The sequence below is a fragment of the Heyndrickxia coagulans DSM 1 = ATCC 7050 genome (genome assembly GCF_000290615.1).
Lineage (GTDB): Bacteria > Bacillota > Bacilli > Bacillales > Bacillaceae_C > Weizmannia > Weizmannia coagulans.
Map to the genome: position 1 here is coordinate 13,602 of NZ_ALAS01000031.1, position 13,352 is coordinate 26,953.

The window sequence follows — 13,352 nt, forward strand, 5'->3', positions numbered from 1 at the left end:
CCGCGACGGCCGGCATAGTTGCTGTGCCCGTGCCAGTGAGCACCGGGACATTTGCAAACCGTATGGCTGGAACATTTCATGAATAGCAGTAGTTTATATGACGAAGAAGGCTCCATCTGAAAGCAAGATGGGGTCTTTTTGTATTTTTTATAAAAAAAGGGTTGCCCGAATGGGAAAGGTGATGTATATTTATAACATATTATTTATAAATATTAACTTTGGCGCACACGAACAATACAAGGGGGCCATCCAATGAAGGAACAGCTTAGACACCATTTGAGTCAAATCGAGTCCAAGCTCTGGGAAATGAGCGACTACTTATATCATCATCCCGAACTTGGCGACCAGGAATACCAGTCTATGAAATTGCTCACGGATTACCTTACGTCACACGACTTTTCGGTGGACAAAGGGATTGTCGGCAGGCCGACTGCTTTTAAAGCCGTTTATGACAGCGGAAAACCGGGACCGGTAGTTGCCTTTTTATGCGAATATGATGCGCTTCCGGGTGTCGGCCACGGCTGCGGCCACAACATGATCGGAACGATGAGCGCAGGTGCGGGCTTGCTTTTAAGCAAAATCATTGGTGAAACCGGCGGCCGCGTGGTGGTGCTTGGGACACCGGCGGAAGAAACGAACGGCGCGAAAGTTGCGATGGCGGAACAGGGCATTTTCAATGGGATCGATGCCGCGATGATTGTCCACCCGGCCGATGAGTCGTATGAAAGCGGCGAGTCGCTTGCGATGGACGCGATCCAGTTTGACTTCCGCGGGAAATCAGCCCATGCGGCATCCAATCCGGAAGACGGCATTAACGCACTCGACGCGGCGATCCAGTTGTTTAACGGCGTAAATGCGCTCCGCCAGCATGTCACTCCCGATGTCCGTATCCACGGCATTATCAAAGAAGGCGGCATTGCCGCAAACATTGTCCCTGATAAGGCGGTAGCCCAGTTTTATGTGCGCGCCAAAGCACGCGCTGTTTTAAACGAAGTGGTTGAAAAGGTGAAAAGAATCGCACAGGGTGCGGCGATGATGACCGGTGCCGCCGTGCAAATATCCAATTACGAACTAAGCTATGACAATATGATCACCAACAAGACATTGTCGAAAATGTTCACGGAAAACCTTTTACAAACAAAAGTGAAAAAAGTCAATCCGCCAAAAACCTCATACGGATCCATTGATATGGGCAATGTCAGCCATGTCGTGCCGGCGATCCACCCGTATATCGGCCTGGATGCCCCGGGGCTTGTCGCGCATACAAAAGCATTTGCCGATATGACGATTACGGACAATGCGCATCAGATCTTATCGAGCGGCGCGCTGGCTTTGGCCATGACCGGATTTGACCTTCTCACAAATGGGGAACTTTTGGAAAAAGTAAAAGGCGAGTTTGCAGAAACCGTTAAAAAATACCGGTAAGCAGCTGAAAAATGGCGATCCTTTTTAAAATAGGGATCTTTTCGAACATTGCGCATTGTGTTAAAATACATTTTGTTGAATAAAGATACTTACCAAGAATGATATATTCATAGGGGGAAACATTGTGAAAAAGATCGTGTTAGGCATCGCAATTGTATTTTCAATGGTGATTGCGGCAGCTTGCGGCCAAACGAACAGCAGCAAAAGCACCGCGAAAAAAGAAAAAACGCTCGTCATGGGCACTTCAGCCGACTTTGCCCCGTTTGAAACAAGGGACACAGCAGGAAAAGTCATTGGATTTGACGCGGATCTCGCCAACTATATTGCAAAAGAACTGGGATACAAACTCGAAATTAAAGATATGAAATTTGACGGATTGATCGGGGCGCTGCAATCGCACCGTGTTGACATGGTCCTTTCCGGGATGTCCGCAACGAAAGAACGCGCCAAAAACGTCGACTTCTCCACCCCGTACCATCATTCAGGGGAAATGTTCGTTACGTTAAAAGGTTCCCCTATCAAGACACTGAATGACTTGAAAGGCAAAACTGTCGGCGTCCAGCTCGGCACCATTCAGGAAGAGGGCGCGGACAAGCTGAAAGGGAAGTACAATTTTACGGTCAAAAAACTGGACAACTCCACAAACTTAATTGAAGAATTGCTTTCAAAACGGATTCAAGCAGCCTATCTGGATAAATCGGTCGCAGAAGGTTATATCAAGAAGCAAAACCTGGCCGGCTTTGATGATCCGACCTCAAGTTCCCCGGGTATGGCGGTTGCCTTTCCAAAAGGCAGCAAGTTGACGGCAAAAGTCAACAAAGTGCTGGCAAAAGCGGAAAAGAACGGGAAGCTGGATGAGCTGAGAAAGAAATGGAAACTTGACAAACAGTAATGCATGCAGGCGCCTTGCTGAGCAGGGCGCTGTTTTTTCAAAATAATCAAAGTGAGGTGTAAGGCATGAATTTGGATTTCAGCCAAATTGTGCCTTATATTCCTTTTATTTTAAAAGGAATATGGGTAACTTTAAAATTTGTATTCTTTGCGATCCTTTTCGGGTTCGTGCTCGGCACGATTTTTGCCCTTTTTAAAATTTCACATATCAAAACATTAAAATGGATTGGCGATATTTATACATCGATTTTCCGGGGCACGCCGCTTATTGTGCAGCTGATGCTCATTTATTTTGCCATCCCGCAGCTGACCGGTTACGATATTCAGCAGTTTCCGTCCGCAATTCTCGCATTCGGCCTGAACTCCGCCGCTTACGTTTCGGAAATCATCCGGGCCGGGATCCAGGCGGTCGACAAAGGCCAGACCGAAGCTGCCCAGGCGCTCGGCGTACCGTATTATTTAATGATGAAAGACTTGATTTTACCGCAGGCGATGAAAAATATTTTGCCGGCGTTGATGAATGAATTTGTTTCCCTGACAAAAGAGTCTGCCCTTGTATCGACCATCGGTTATCTCGATTTGATGCGCCGTGCCCAGGTTGTCGGCGCGCAAACGTATCACAATTTTGAACCGCTGCTGTTTGTTGCCGCGATTTACTGGGTGCTTGTCTTTATCCTCACCATGCTTGGCAGACAAGTGGAAAGGAAGATGAAATACAGTGATTAAAGTCGAACATCTCCATAAGCAGTTCGGGCATAATGAAGTTTTAAAAGATATTACAACAGAAGTCGGAAAAGGGGAAGTCGTCGTTGTCATCGGACCGTCCGGATCCGGCAAATCGACCTTTCTGCGCTGCCTGAATTTCCTGGAGGAGCCGACAAAAGGGCGGATTTGGATTGACGGGGAAGAAATCACCGATAAAAAAACGAATGTAATGAAAGTCCGCTCGGAAATTGGAATGGTGTTCCAGCACTTTCATCTTTTTCCGCATAAAAAGGTGCTGGACAATCTGACTTACGCGCCGATGAAAGTAAAGAAGATGAACCGCCATACCGCCGAAGCAAAAGCGCGCGAATTGCTGGCAAAAGTCGGCCTGACGGAAAAAGAAGGCGCATATCCGGACAGCCTTTCCGGCGGGCAGAAGCAGCGTGTCGCGATTGCGCGCGCGCTGGCGATGGAACCGAAACTGATGCTGTTTGACGAACCGACATCCGCACTTGATCCCGAGATGGTCAAAGAAGTGCTGAACGTCATGAAAGACCTTGCCCAAACCGGCATGACGATGGTCATCGTCACACACGAAATGGGCTTTGCCCGCGAAGTGGCCGACCGCGTCCTGTTTCTTGACGGCGGAAAAATTTTGGAAGACAGCACACCGGATGAATTCTTTTCGCGCCCGAAAACAACCCGGGCACAGGACTTTTTGGACAAAGTATTGTAAAAAACACAGTTGTTCACCGAAAGGAGCTGCTGGAAACGAAGGCAGCTCCCAAAAAAGCTAAGAAAAGACGTTGGGACACCGCCTCAACGTCTTTTTCCGTTCTATATGTTGTATACTGACATGCAAAATCACTTTTCCAATGGCTTCCCAAACAGCAGGGCAGCCTTTTTCTTTTTTCACAGTTGCCTGCCGTTCCAGTCAGCCGGCTATTTTCACCGTAACTTCAAGCTCCATTTCCACATTTCCCTGAATGGCCCGGCTGATCATGCATGATTTTTCGGCTTTTTCCGCGAGTTTCCGCGCGAGCCGGACGTCGCTCTCGGATGCGCCCGGTTTCAGCACAATTTCCGGCCGGTGGATGATCTTTTTATACGTAAATACGCCGCCGGTCACATCGACGATCCCTTCTGATGCCATTGTCAAACTTTCTTTCTCCAGGCTGCTGCGTTCCATCATCGCCGCCAGCGTAATGATATAACATGTTGCGGCAGCCCCGAGCAACATTTCGTCCGGATTTGTGCCGGCACCCGGACCGCCCATCTCCGGAGGAATGGAAATTTTTGCCACCAGATTTCCGCATGCGATGTTCCCTGTATCATTGCGAAGCCCCGGCCAGTCTGCTTTTAAATGAAAGTGATGTTCTGCCATGTGCAACCCCTCCTGTTAAAATTTACTTTCTGCTGCTGTTGTGTTTTTGCTGGCTGCTGCTTTTCTCCCATGGACGGCATAATAAACGGCAATACACAGGACAACCCAGCCCGAAACCGCAAGATACAACATCCGGAAATCCATCAAACCGGCAACTGTCCCGAGCAGATAAGGCCCAGATCCGCTTGCCAGGTCAAGAAAAATGAAAAACGTCGAAGTTGCCAGGGCTTTCCGGTTCGGCGGCGAAAGCTGAATGGCAATTGCCTGGAAACTGGACTGCACGGTGCCGTAGCCGATCCCGATCAAAGCTCCTGACAAAAGCAGCATCCATCCGCTGTGCGCCTGGCTGAGCAGGACGAAACCGGCAATTAACAAAATAAACAGCGGGTAAACGACAACATTTTCCCCGCGTTCATCAAACCATCTGCCTGTGAAAGGCCTTGTAATGACGAGCGCTGCCGCATATACAAGGAAAAAATAAGTGGCGGCGCCGGTTAGTCCAATGTCCCTTGCATACAAAGATAAGAAAGACAGCACGCTGGAATAGGCAAGCGTAACCGCAAAAACTGCACCTGAAATCGGCACGGCAGCCGGTTCAAAGTAATCTTTTACTTTAAAACGGGCCATTTCCTTCACTTGTGCATTCGCAGGCGCCGGTTTTGGAACGGATAACAAAATGGCAGAAATCAGATCGATGAATGCAATGATGCTTGACACCAGCACGATCATCTGAAAATCGGCAAACCGGGTAATCAGAATCCCTAAAAACGGCCCGATCGCCATCGCTAGATTCATGCTTGTCGCATAATAGCCGGTGCCTTCCCCGCGCCGTTCATTCGGGATGATATCCGCGACAATGGCGCCGGCCGCTGTCGTAATCACGCCGTGCATTGCTCCCTGGATAAAGCGCAAAACCATCAAAAACAGGAGACTGTCAGCTTTAAAATGAAGCAACATCACCGCCAGAAAAACAACCAATCCGCTGACCAGCATCTGCTTGCGGCCGATTTTGTCGAAATATTTACCGGCAAATAACCGTGCAATGAGCGAAGCGAGCACAAATATTCCCGCCGCAAGCCCTGCCATCCCCTGGCTTGCATGGTAGGCGGTTATGACATACATGGCAATACTGGTCATTAACAAGTAAAATACAACGTGCGTAAAAAAATTTGTGGAAGAAATCATAATGAAGTCTTTCGTCCACAATTTCGGTTTATCCAAAGGAAGTACCCCCCCATTTCTAACATACAAAAACAGGTAACTTCATTATAGAACGTTTCAGCAAGAATATTCAATGTGTTTCTATACCAGAAATAAAGGGAGCCGTTCACGTCCCTCCGCACCTTACACCTGACATGATGCACGCTATAGGGTGCCCCACGCACCACCATACTGCAAAGAATGCAGCACGCATAAAAGTCTGAAAATCGACCGACGCAATTTTTCAGCCCAGACGCCTATGCAGCAGAGAGCGCAGGATAGCCCTCGTGCATTTTTAACGCAGCGCCATCCGAACAACAGTGCATGTTCAGAACAAGGCATGCAGCCCGCTGCTTCAACATGGCGGGAAACAAAACATACGCAATTGTTGCCTTATTCCTTTATTCCGGTGTATATTTAGAAATATAAAAGTTTACCAAGTGAATAGTTAAAAATAGAAAGACTTTGCTAAATTATCTTAAAATAGCATTCTCGTAGGGCAAAACCCGATCAGCACGTCTATTCAATCTGCAAACTTCCCGTAATTGGTTCAGCAGATGAATTTTAAAAAAAACAATCTTGAAACCGAATACAGTCGCGCGGTTTAAGAAATGGAATTGAAAAACGTTAAAGCTGCCAACTGCTATTATTTCTTTGCGGCAAATCAAAACGAAACGGTGTACATTGCCGGACAGGTTTTTTCCAGTGACAAAATAGAAAACATTTGTTATTATATGATAATAATCTTTAAATGAATAATAGGATGGAGGCGTCTATATGGATTTTCAATTGTTTCCGGAAGGCGACGGCGCAATCCTGATTGAAGCAGGGAAAGAAATCAGCCTTGCAAACCACAGGAAAATCCGGGCGATCGTTTCATTAATCGAAAAAGCGGCGCCTGCGTGGATGATTGAATATATTCCCGCCTACACAACAGTCACCGTTCTGTATGACCCTTTCAAAGTTTATGCAAAATTTGGCGAATATCCCTACAGATATGTATCCCGCTATTTCACCCGGCTTCTTGAAAAAGCGCAGCCTACATTTATCCCGGAACCGCGCACAGTCGATATCCCGGTATGCTACGGCGGCAAATTCGGGCCGGATCTCGAAAATGTTGCCCGCATCAACGGCCTTACGCCTGAAGAAGTGATCCGCATCCATGCTTCCGGCGACTACACCGTATACATGATCGGATTTGCACCAGGTTTTCCTTATATCGGCGGCATGCCTGAAAAAATCGCAGCGCCAAGGAAAAAAACGCCGAGGCTCAAAATACCGGAAAGATCGGTCGGAATCGCCGGGAAACAAACCGGGATTTATCCGATCGAAACACCCGGCGGCTGGCAAATCATCGGCCGGACCCCTGTCAAACTGTTCCGGCCGGACCGGGATGGGCCAAGCCTCCTGCAAGCGGGCGACAAAATCCGCTTCCGGCCGGTGAGCCTTGAAGAATACCAGGAACTGGAGAAGATGCCGTCATGATTAAAATCATCAAACCGGGCATGCTGACAACGGTGCAGGATCTCGGGCGGCACTACCAAAAATACGGGGTTGTCCAAAGCGGGGCAATGGATGCTTTTGCCCACAGAGTCGCAAACTTGCTTGTCGGCAATCCGGAAAATGAAGCAACACTGGAAATTACGCTCACAGGGCCGGTGCTGGAGTTTCAGAACGATACACTGATTGCCATTTGCGGCAGCGGGTTCCATGCTGTTTTGGACGGGAAACCGGTCGGGCTATGGCGCCCCGTGAAAGTGAAAAGCGGCAGTGAACTCAGACTGAGGCAGGGCGGGACCGGCTGCCGCGTCTATTTGGCAGTGGCCGGCGGGATATCTGTTCCGGAAGTGCTGAAAAGCAAGTCAACTTATTTGCGCGCAAGGATAGGCGGTTTCAACGGCAGGGCGCTCCAGGCGGGCGATGTGCTCGAAACCGGGACTCCCGGGGAAGTCTCCAGGCAACTGGCTGCATCTCTTGAATACCCGCCGGCATGGTCTGTATCGAAAAACATGCTGCCGGATTACAGTCCGTTTCCAACGATCCGGGTCATTCCGGGCCGCCATCACGATTTATTTGCCGCAGAAAGTATTGAAACATTTTTCCATGAACCATACCGCCTTTCGCAAAATTCCGACCGGATGGGGTACCGCCTCGAAGGTCCGAAACTGGCGGTAAAAGCGGCGCAGGAGATGTTATCTGAAAGTGTCAGCTTTGGAACCATCCAGGTGCCGTCCGGCGGGGAGCCGATTGTCCTGTTGGCAGACCGGCAAACGACAGGGGGATATCCGAAAATCGCCCAGGTTGCTTTTGTAGATTTGCCGTTACTCGCCCAGCTGAAGCCGGGTGATAAGCTCAGGTTCAAAAAAATAACGTTGCAGGAAGCACAGTTGCTTTATATAGAAAGAGAAAAACAAATTCGCATGTTGAAGGCAACAATTGCCTATCAGGCGAGAAGGAGGGGCACGCATGCTGAGCGTTGATCTGAACTGTGATATGGGCGAAAGTTTTGGTGCCTATACCATTGGGAGAGATGAAGAAATACTGGATTTGGTCACTTCCGCCAATATTGCGTGCGGTTTTCACGCCGGCGATCCGGCTGTGATGCGGAAAACGGTCCGGATGGCGGCTGAAAAAGGGATTGGGATCGGCGCGCACCCCGGGCTCCCGGATTTGATGGGGTTCGGGCGCCGGAATATGCAAATTTCCCCGCAAGAGGCTTATGATATGACCATCTACCAGGTCGGTGCCCTTGCTGCGTTTGCAAAAGCGGAAGGAAGTACCGTCCGGCATGTAAAACCGCACGGCGCACTTTACAATATGGCAGCCAAAGATCCAAACCTGGCCGAAGCCATTGCGGAGGCGGTTTATGACGTCAGCCCCGGCTTGATTTTATTCGGGCTTGCCGGCTCGGAACTTGTGAAAGCCGGAGAGAAAGCCGGCTTAAAGACGGCGAGCGAAGTTTTTGCCGACCGGACTTATCAACAAGATGGCTCTTTGACACCGCGGCGCGAACCGAATGCCTTGATTGAAGACCGTGAAACGGCGGCAAAACAGGTGATCCGGATGATCAAAGAAGGCGTGGTCACCTCCGTGCAAGGAGAAGATGTCAGCGTCCGTGCGGATACAATCTGTATCCATGGCGACGGCAGACAGGCGCTTGCATTCGCGGAATTTATCCGCCAGTCGCTTGAACGGGAAGGAATCAAGATAGAAAAAATCAGCCATTTGAGCTGAACAGGGTGGCGCCAACTGGAATTCCGACCGCCACCCTTGGAATGGGAGGAAAGCAGCACAACGGCTTATCCCGAAAAATTGCAGTCTCTCCGCGTAAAACCGGTCCAATGCATACGGCCAATATATTTGTGAGTCTGTAAGGGTTAAACATTCATAACCATCCCTCGCAAAGCCGGTCCCAACCAACTGCTGGCAGAAAACAAGCAGCACAGCGGCATATGCCCGATTGGTTCACCAAATCACCGCGGAACTGCTGCAGATTGAAATTATACATTTTCCCATCACGTGTGAATTCCCCCGCCTTAAAGATTACAGAACAAAAAGTAGGGGCGGGGGATATCTGTATATAGAAAAGGAGTGAACGGGTATGGTATTGATCGGTGTTGTACTGATTATCATTGGATTTGCACTCAGATTTAACCCGCTGGTCGTTGTGACCGTTTCGGGCCTTGTCACCGGATTGATCGCGGGCCTCCCGCTGAAACAACTGATTACGCAATTCGGGGAAGCTTTTACAACAAACCGCTATATGTCCATCTTAATTATTACCTTGCCGGTGATCGGCCTTTTGGAAAGAAGCGGGTTGCAGGAACAGGCGAAACATCTCGTTTCCAAAATCAAAGCAGCAACGGCCGGTAAAATCCTCACGTTTTATCTGCTGATCCGTGAAATTGCCGCAGCGCTCGGCCTGAACAGCCTCGGCGGGCACCCGCAGACAGTGCGGCCGCTCATTGCACCGATGGCTGAAGGGGCGGCGGAAGCAAAATACGGCGATGTTCCGGAAGAAGACAGAGAAGAAATCCGTGCCCAGGCGGCTGCTGCCGATAATATCGGCCTGTTTTTCGGAGAAGATATCTTTGTTGCGGTCGGCGCCATTCTTTTAATGAAAGGATTTTTTGACCAAAACGGCATTAAAGCGGATCCGATTTCGATGGCGCTTTGGGGGTTGCCGACAGCCATATTTGTATTTATCGTCCATTCCATCCGGCTCCGCCTCTTTGACCGGAAACTGGACCGCAAGCTTGGAAAAACCGGAAGCAAGGATGTGGAAAAATGATCATTTCAACTGAGTGGATTTATATCATCATGGGAATCGTTTGCTTTTTCTGCTCTGCCTACACTTTTTTTGATCAGGCAAACAGCAGGCGCATCCCGTCCGGCCTTTTTTACCTGATTTATGCCGTTACACTCTTGCTTGGAAAAGTGATCCCGCCTTTTTACACCGGGTTAATGGTGCTTGCCATGGTGGCAATTGTCGCATTTGGCGGCCTGCAAAAGGGAAGCTACAACGGGGTGAGTGCGGATGAGCGGGAAAAAAGCCGCAAGCGGTTGGGAAACAAGCTTTTTCTGCCGGCAATACTGATCCCGGTTTTAACCGTATTGGGCTCAAAATTGCTGGCCAATGTAAAAATTGGCTCGCGTCTTTTGCTGGATCCTTCCAATCCGACGCTTGTCGCGCTCGGCGTGGCGTGTATGATTGCCATCCTTACCGCAATAATGCTGACAAAAAGCCGCCCGCAAACCACGTTTAAAGAATCACGGCGCCTTTTGGAAGCAATCGGCTGGGCTGTTGTCCTTCCGCAAATGCTGGCGACGCTCGGTACCATTTTTACAAAAGCAGGGGTCGGCACAGTGGTGTCAGGCCTGATTACAAAAGTGATTCCGGAAAATTCGGTTTTCTGGGTCGTGTTTGTTTTCTGTGTCGGGATGGCACTTTTTACGATGATCATGGGCAATGCGTTCGCCGCTTTTCCGGTGATGGCGGCCGGGATTGCGATTCCGTTTTTGATCGAGCGGTTCGGTGCCAATGCGGACCAGATTGCAGCCCTTTCGATGTTCGCCGGTTACTGCGGCACGCTCATGACTCCGATGGCAGCAAATTTTAATATTGTGCCGGCTGCGCTGCTTGATTTAAAAGATAAAAACCATGTCATCCGTGTACAAGTGCCAACCGCGTTGCTGACACTTGCATTTAATATTGTATTGATGTATCTGTTAGTCAAATAGGAGGCTGGGCCTTACCCTGCTTATATCCATTTGAAATTTGGAGAATACGAGATTAAACGAGAGATCATTGCACTTTATTGAAGGAGAGGAAAATGGAGAAAAAAGTACTCTTAACCGGTTTTGATCCTTTTGGCGGGGATAAAGTAAACCCTGCCCTGGAAGCCATCAAGCAATTGGACGGAAAAAATATGGATGGTACTCGTATCGTCACGCAGCAAGTGCCGACCGTATTTCACGAATCGATCCGGATCGCTGCTGAGGCCATTGAACGCGAAAAGCCCGATGTTGTCATTTGCGTCGGGCAGGCAGGGGGGCGCACGCAAATCACGCCGGAACGTGTGGCGATAAATATCGATGATGCCCGCATCCCGGACAATCAGCACAATCAGCCCATTGACGACCCGATTGCAGCGGACGGCCCCGCGGCTTATTGGTCGACGCTGCCGATTAAAACGATCACGAGGCAGCTGCGGGAGGCGGGAATCCCGGCTGCTGTCTCCAACACAGCAGGCACATTTGTCTGTAACCACCTGTTTTACGGCGTCATGCACCATCTGGCAAAAAACAACATATCGGCCCGCGCAGGTTTTATCCATGTGCCTTATATTCCGGAACAAACAACCGAAACAGGCGCTCCAAGCATGTCCCTTGAAACGATCGTCAAAGCGCTTGAAATTGCTGTTTCCGTCTCCGCCACGACCGAAAAAGATCTGGTGGAAACAGGCGGAGCCCTGCATTAAGACGGGGCGAACGGATGAAGGGCAAAACGGCATGGGCTGCAGTCAGAAATGTTTTCAACAGGGGTGTCTGGGCAGGGCAATGATCGTCAGCGTGCAACAAACGGAGAAAAATTGTAGCAAATCAAACAGTGTCCCGCTGCCAGCCGGCTTGCGGGACACTGTTTGATTTTCCAGGAATTTTCCTATCCGAAATGTTCTCCCGCGGCATCGCGGCGCCTCAAAAAAACCGCCTGGAAAGTTCATTTCCTGACGGGTTTTTCGCCTTTCTTCCTATTGTAATAAAGCACTGCAGATCAAGTTGATCAGAAATAAAGCCCCTAATAAAATCATTACAGGGTGCAATGTTTTTGCCTTCCCTTCCAGGATTTTCAGAACGGGCCAAGCTACAAAACCAAAAGAAAGGCCGGTGGAAATACTGGACGTAAAAGGAATCAGCACGATGATCAAAAATGCCGGAAACCAGCTGCTGAAATCATCGAAATGAAGGTCTTTTAACTGCTGCATCATGATTGCGCCGGTAATGAAGATAATCGGCGCAATGGCAGCCTGCGGAATATAACCCAACAGCGGCGTAAAGAAAAGCGATAAGGCAAACAGAATGCCTGCTGTTACCGCCATGATCCCCGTTCTGCCGCCGCTTTCGATTCCGGCCGCGCTTTCTGCAGCGGCAACGGTCGGGCTTGTGCCCAATATACCCGAAATCAAGCTTGTCGCAGCACTCCCTTCGAAAGTCCGTTTGAAATTCCTTTTATCAGGGAGGATTCCTTCCAGCATGCCCATCGATTCAAAAATAAGGATCATCGACATGGAAAAGACTGCAAGCAAAAACGGGAGAGAAAGCAGGTGTGAGAAATCCCCTTTCCCAACAATCGCGCCATAGCCCGTAAAATTGGATAAGGACACATGCGCGGATTCGCTGCCGCGGATGCCAAACAGGATGCCGGCAATAGCTGTCACTGCAATGCCGATCAAAAATCCGCCGTTAACTTTTTTGATAAAAAGCATCAAGTTGACAAAAAGGCCGAACAAGAAAAGAAGGACATTCGGATTGGTGAGAGAGGCGAGTTCGATTAATGAAGCTTTCCCCGGCTGGATCAAAGATGCCTTTTCCAGCCCGATTTCAACAAGAAACAACCCGATTCCGACTGTAATGCCGGTTTTTAAGGAAGCCGGGATGGCCGCCGATAACACTGTGCCCAGTTTTGTAAAAGCCACAAGCATATACAGCACACTGGCCAGCATGGAAATCGCAAGCGCTTGTTGCCATGACAATCCCATATTGACCACAATCGTATACGTAAAAAAGGCATTGACTCCCATTCCGGGCGTCAGGATGATGGGTGCATTTGCCCAAAACCCCATAATCAGGCAGCCAACCACGGAAGATAAAATGGTGGCAAATACACTCAAGTTGACGGGAATCCCGGCATCCGCCAAAATCATCGGATTCACAATGATGATATACGAAATGGCAAAAAAACCGGTTATTCCGGCTGTGATTTCCCTTTTTACAATGGATTTATCAGAAAAGGCCTGCCATAAGGATGGCCGGCCGGAAGACAGCGTGCGATCATGATAGAGCTGGTGATGAGACATTTTGATTCATTCCCTTTTTATTTGTATGTTCTATTGGCAACCGCCCTGTTTTGAACGGGATGTTTGCTACACCTCCCGCCGGCATGAACAGACAGAAACTGATTTTATCAAACAGCGGAAAGATGAAAAAAATCAGCAACGGGGCGGAAAAAACGGCGCTTCTTTGCCTT

General features: G+C 49.2%; 13 protein-coding genes. 10 read left to right on the forward strand and 3 right to left on the reverse strand.

Annotated elements, in window-relative coordinates; genetic code table 11:
* The first annotated feature begins 252 nt into the window (after positions 1–252).
* The 4 genes from IC21_RS01035 to IC21_RS01050 all read left to right on the forward strand — a co-directional run bounded on the left by IC21_RS01035 (position 253) and on the right by IC21_RS01050 (position 3,757).
* On the forward strand, positions 253–1,425 hold the full coding sequence (locus tag IC21_RS01035) for a M20 family metallopeptidase (RefSeq protein WP_029141873.1): 1,173 nt from the start codon (positions 253–255) through the stop codon (positions 1,423–1,425).
* Between the two features lie 124 nt (positions 1,426–1,549).
* Positions 1,550–2,317, forward strand: a complete 768-nt coding sequence (locus IC21_RS01040; RefSeq protein ID WP_029141872.1) for a transporter substrate-binding domain-containing protein — start codon at positions 1,550–1,552, stop codon at positions 2,315–2,317.
* Between the two features lie 65 nt (positions 2,318–2,382).
* The gene (locus tag IC21_RS01045; RefSeq protein ID WP_029141871.1) at positions 2,383–3,042 is read left to right on the forward strand and encodes an amino acid ABC transporter permease; all 660 of its coding nucleotides are present in this window, start codon (positions 2,383–2,385) and stop codon (positions 3,040–3,042) included.
* Positions 3,035–3,757 (forward strand): amino acid ABC transporter ATP-binding protein, encoded by a 723-nt coding sequence (locus IC21_RS01050; RefSeq protein ID WP_019721589.1) that lies wholly within the window; start codon positions 3,035–3,037, stop codon positions 3,755–3,757. The genes IC21_RS01045 and IC21_RS01050 overlap by 8 nt, the downstream gene beginning before the upstream one ends.
* 198 nt (positions 3,758–3,955) lie before the next feature.
* Here IC21_RS01050 and IC21_RS01055 read toward each other — a convergent pair whose 3' ends face one another.
* Both IC21_RS01055 and IC21_RS01060 read right to left on the reverse strand, forming a co-directional pair.
* Positions 3,956–4,405 carry an OsmC family protein gene (locus tag IC21_RS01055; RefSeq protein WP_029141870.1) on the reverse strand — a complete coding sequence of 150 codons (450 nt, stop codon included), beginning with the start codon at positions 4,403–4,405 and terminating at the stop codon, positions 3,956–3,958.
* Positions 4,406–4,420: 15 nt separating this feature from the next.
* Entirely contained in the window at positions 4,421–5,626 is a 1,206-nt protein-coding gene (locus tag IC21_RS01060; RefSeq protein WP_029141869.1) for an MFS transporter, read from the reverse strand.
* A 756-nt stretch (positions 5,627–6,382) separates the two neighbouring features.
* Here IC21_RS01060 and pxpB point away from each other — a divergent pair.
* From pxpB to pcp, 6 genes are all read left to right on the forward strand, one after another.
* On the forward strand, positions 6,383–7,090 hold the full coding sequence (gene pxpB, locus IC21_RS01065; protein WP_017554682.1) for a 5-oxoprolinase subunit PxpB: 708 nt from the start codon (positions 6,383–6,385) through the stop codon (positions 7,088–7,090).
* Positions 7,087–8,085, forward strand: a complete 999-nt coding sequence (locus IC21_RS01070; RefSeq protein ID WP_029141868.1) for a 5-oxoprolinase subunit C family protein — start codon at positions 7,087–7,089, stop codon at positions 8,083–8,085. The genes pxpB and IC21_RS01070 overlap by 4 nt, the downstream gene beginning before the upstream one ends.
* On the forward strand, positions 8,072–8,839 hold the full coding sequence (locus tag IC21_RS01075) for a LamB/YcsF family protein (RefSeq protein WP_029141867.1): 768 nt from the start codon (positions 8,072–8,074) through the stop codon (positions 8,837–8,839). The genes IC21_RS01070 and IC21_RS01075 overlap by 14 nt, the downstream gene beginning before the upstream one ends.
* Before the next feature lie 367 nt (positions 8,840–9,206).
* A complete protein-coding gene (locus tag IC21_RS01080) occupies positions 9,207–9,896 on the forward strand; it encodes a DUF969 domain-containing protein (RefSeq protein WP_029141866.1) in 690 nt (229 codons plus the stop codon).
* On the forward strand, positions 9,893–10,846 hold the full coding sequence (locus IC21_RS01085) for a DUF979 domain-containing protein (protein ID WP_029141865.1): 954 nt from the start codon (positions 9,893–9,895) through the stop codon (positions 10,844–10,846). The genes IC21_RS01080 and IC21_RS01085 overlap by 4 nt, the downstream gene beginning before the upstream one ends.
* Positions 10,847–10,938: 92 nt before the next feature.
* Positions 10,939–11,586, forward strand: coding sequence for a pyroglutamyl-peptidase I (gene pcp, locus IC21_RS01090; protein ID WP_029141864.1), 648 nt, complete (start codon positions 10,939–10,941; stop codon positions 11,584–11,586).
* A gap of 270 nt (positions 11,587–11,856) precedes the next feature.
* Here pcp and IC21_RS01095 read toward each other — a convergent pair whose 3' ends face one another.
* Positions 11,857–13,182 carry an NCS2 family permease gene (locus IC21_RS01095; RefSeq protein WP_029141863.1) on the reverse strand — a complete coding sequence of 442 codons (1,326 nt, stop codon included), beginning with the start codon at positions 13,180–13,182 and terminating at the stop codon, positions 11,857–11,859.
* Positions 13,183–13,352 lie beyond the last annotated feature (170 nt).

Excerpts from the sequence above, each read along its gene's own strand:
- IC21_RS01035 (WP_029141873.1), top strand. The coding sequence starts at position 253 with ATGAAGGAACAGCTTAGACACCATTTGAGTCAAATCGAGTCCAAGCTC.
- IC21_RS01045 (WP_029141871.1), top strand. The coding sequence starts at position 2,383 with ATGAATTTGGATTTCAGCCAAATTGTGCCTTATATTCCTTTTATTTTA.
- IC21_RS01055 (WP_029141870.1), bottom strand. The coding sequence starts at position 4,405 with ATGGCAGAACATCACTTTCATTTAAAAGCAGACTGGCCGGGGCTTCGC.
- pxpB (WP_017554682.1), top strand. The coding sequence starts at position 6,383 with ATGGATTTTCAATTGTTTCCGGAAGGCGACGGCGCAATCCTGATTGAA.
- IC21_RS01070 (WP_029141868.1), top strand. The coding sequence starts at position 7,087 with ATGATTAAAATCATCAAACCGGGCATGCTGACAACGGTGCAGGATCTC.
- IC21_RS01075 (WP_029141867.1), top strand. The coding sequence starts at position 8,072 with ATGCTGAGCGTTGATCTGAACTGTGATATGGGCGAAAGTTTTGGTGCC.
- IC21_RS01080 (WP_029141866.1), top strand. The coding sequence starts at position 9,207 with ATGGTATTGATCGGTGTTGTACTGATTATCATTGGATTTGCACTCAGA.
- IC21_RS01085 (WP_029141865.1), top strand. The coding sequence starts at position 9,893 with ATGATCATTTCAACTGAGTGGATTTATATCATCATGGGAATCGTTTGC.
- pcp (WP_029141864.1), top strand. The coding sequence starts at position 10,939 with ATGGAGAAAAAAGTACTCTTAACCGGTTTTGATCCTTTTGGCGGGGAT.
- IC21_RS01095 (WP_029141863.1), bottom strand. The coding sequence starts at position 13,182 with ATGTCTCATCACCAGCTCTATCATGATCGCACGCTGTCTTCCGGCCGG.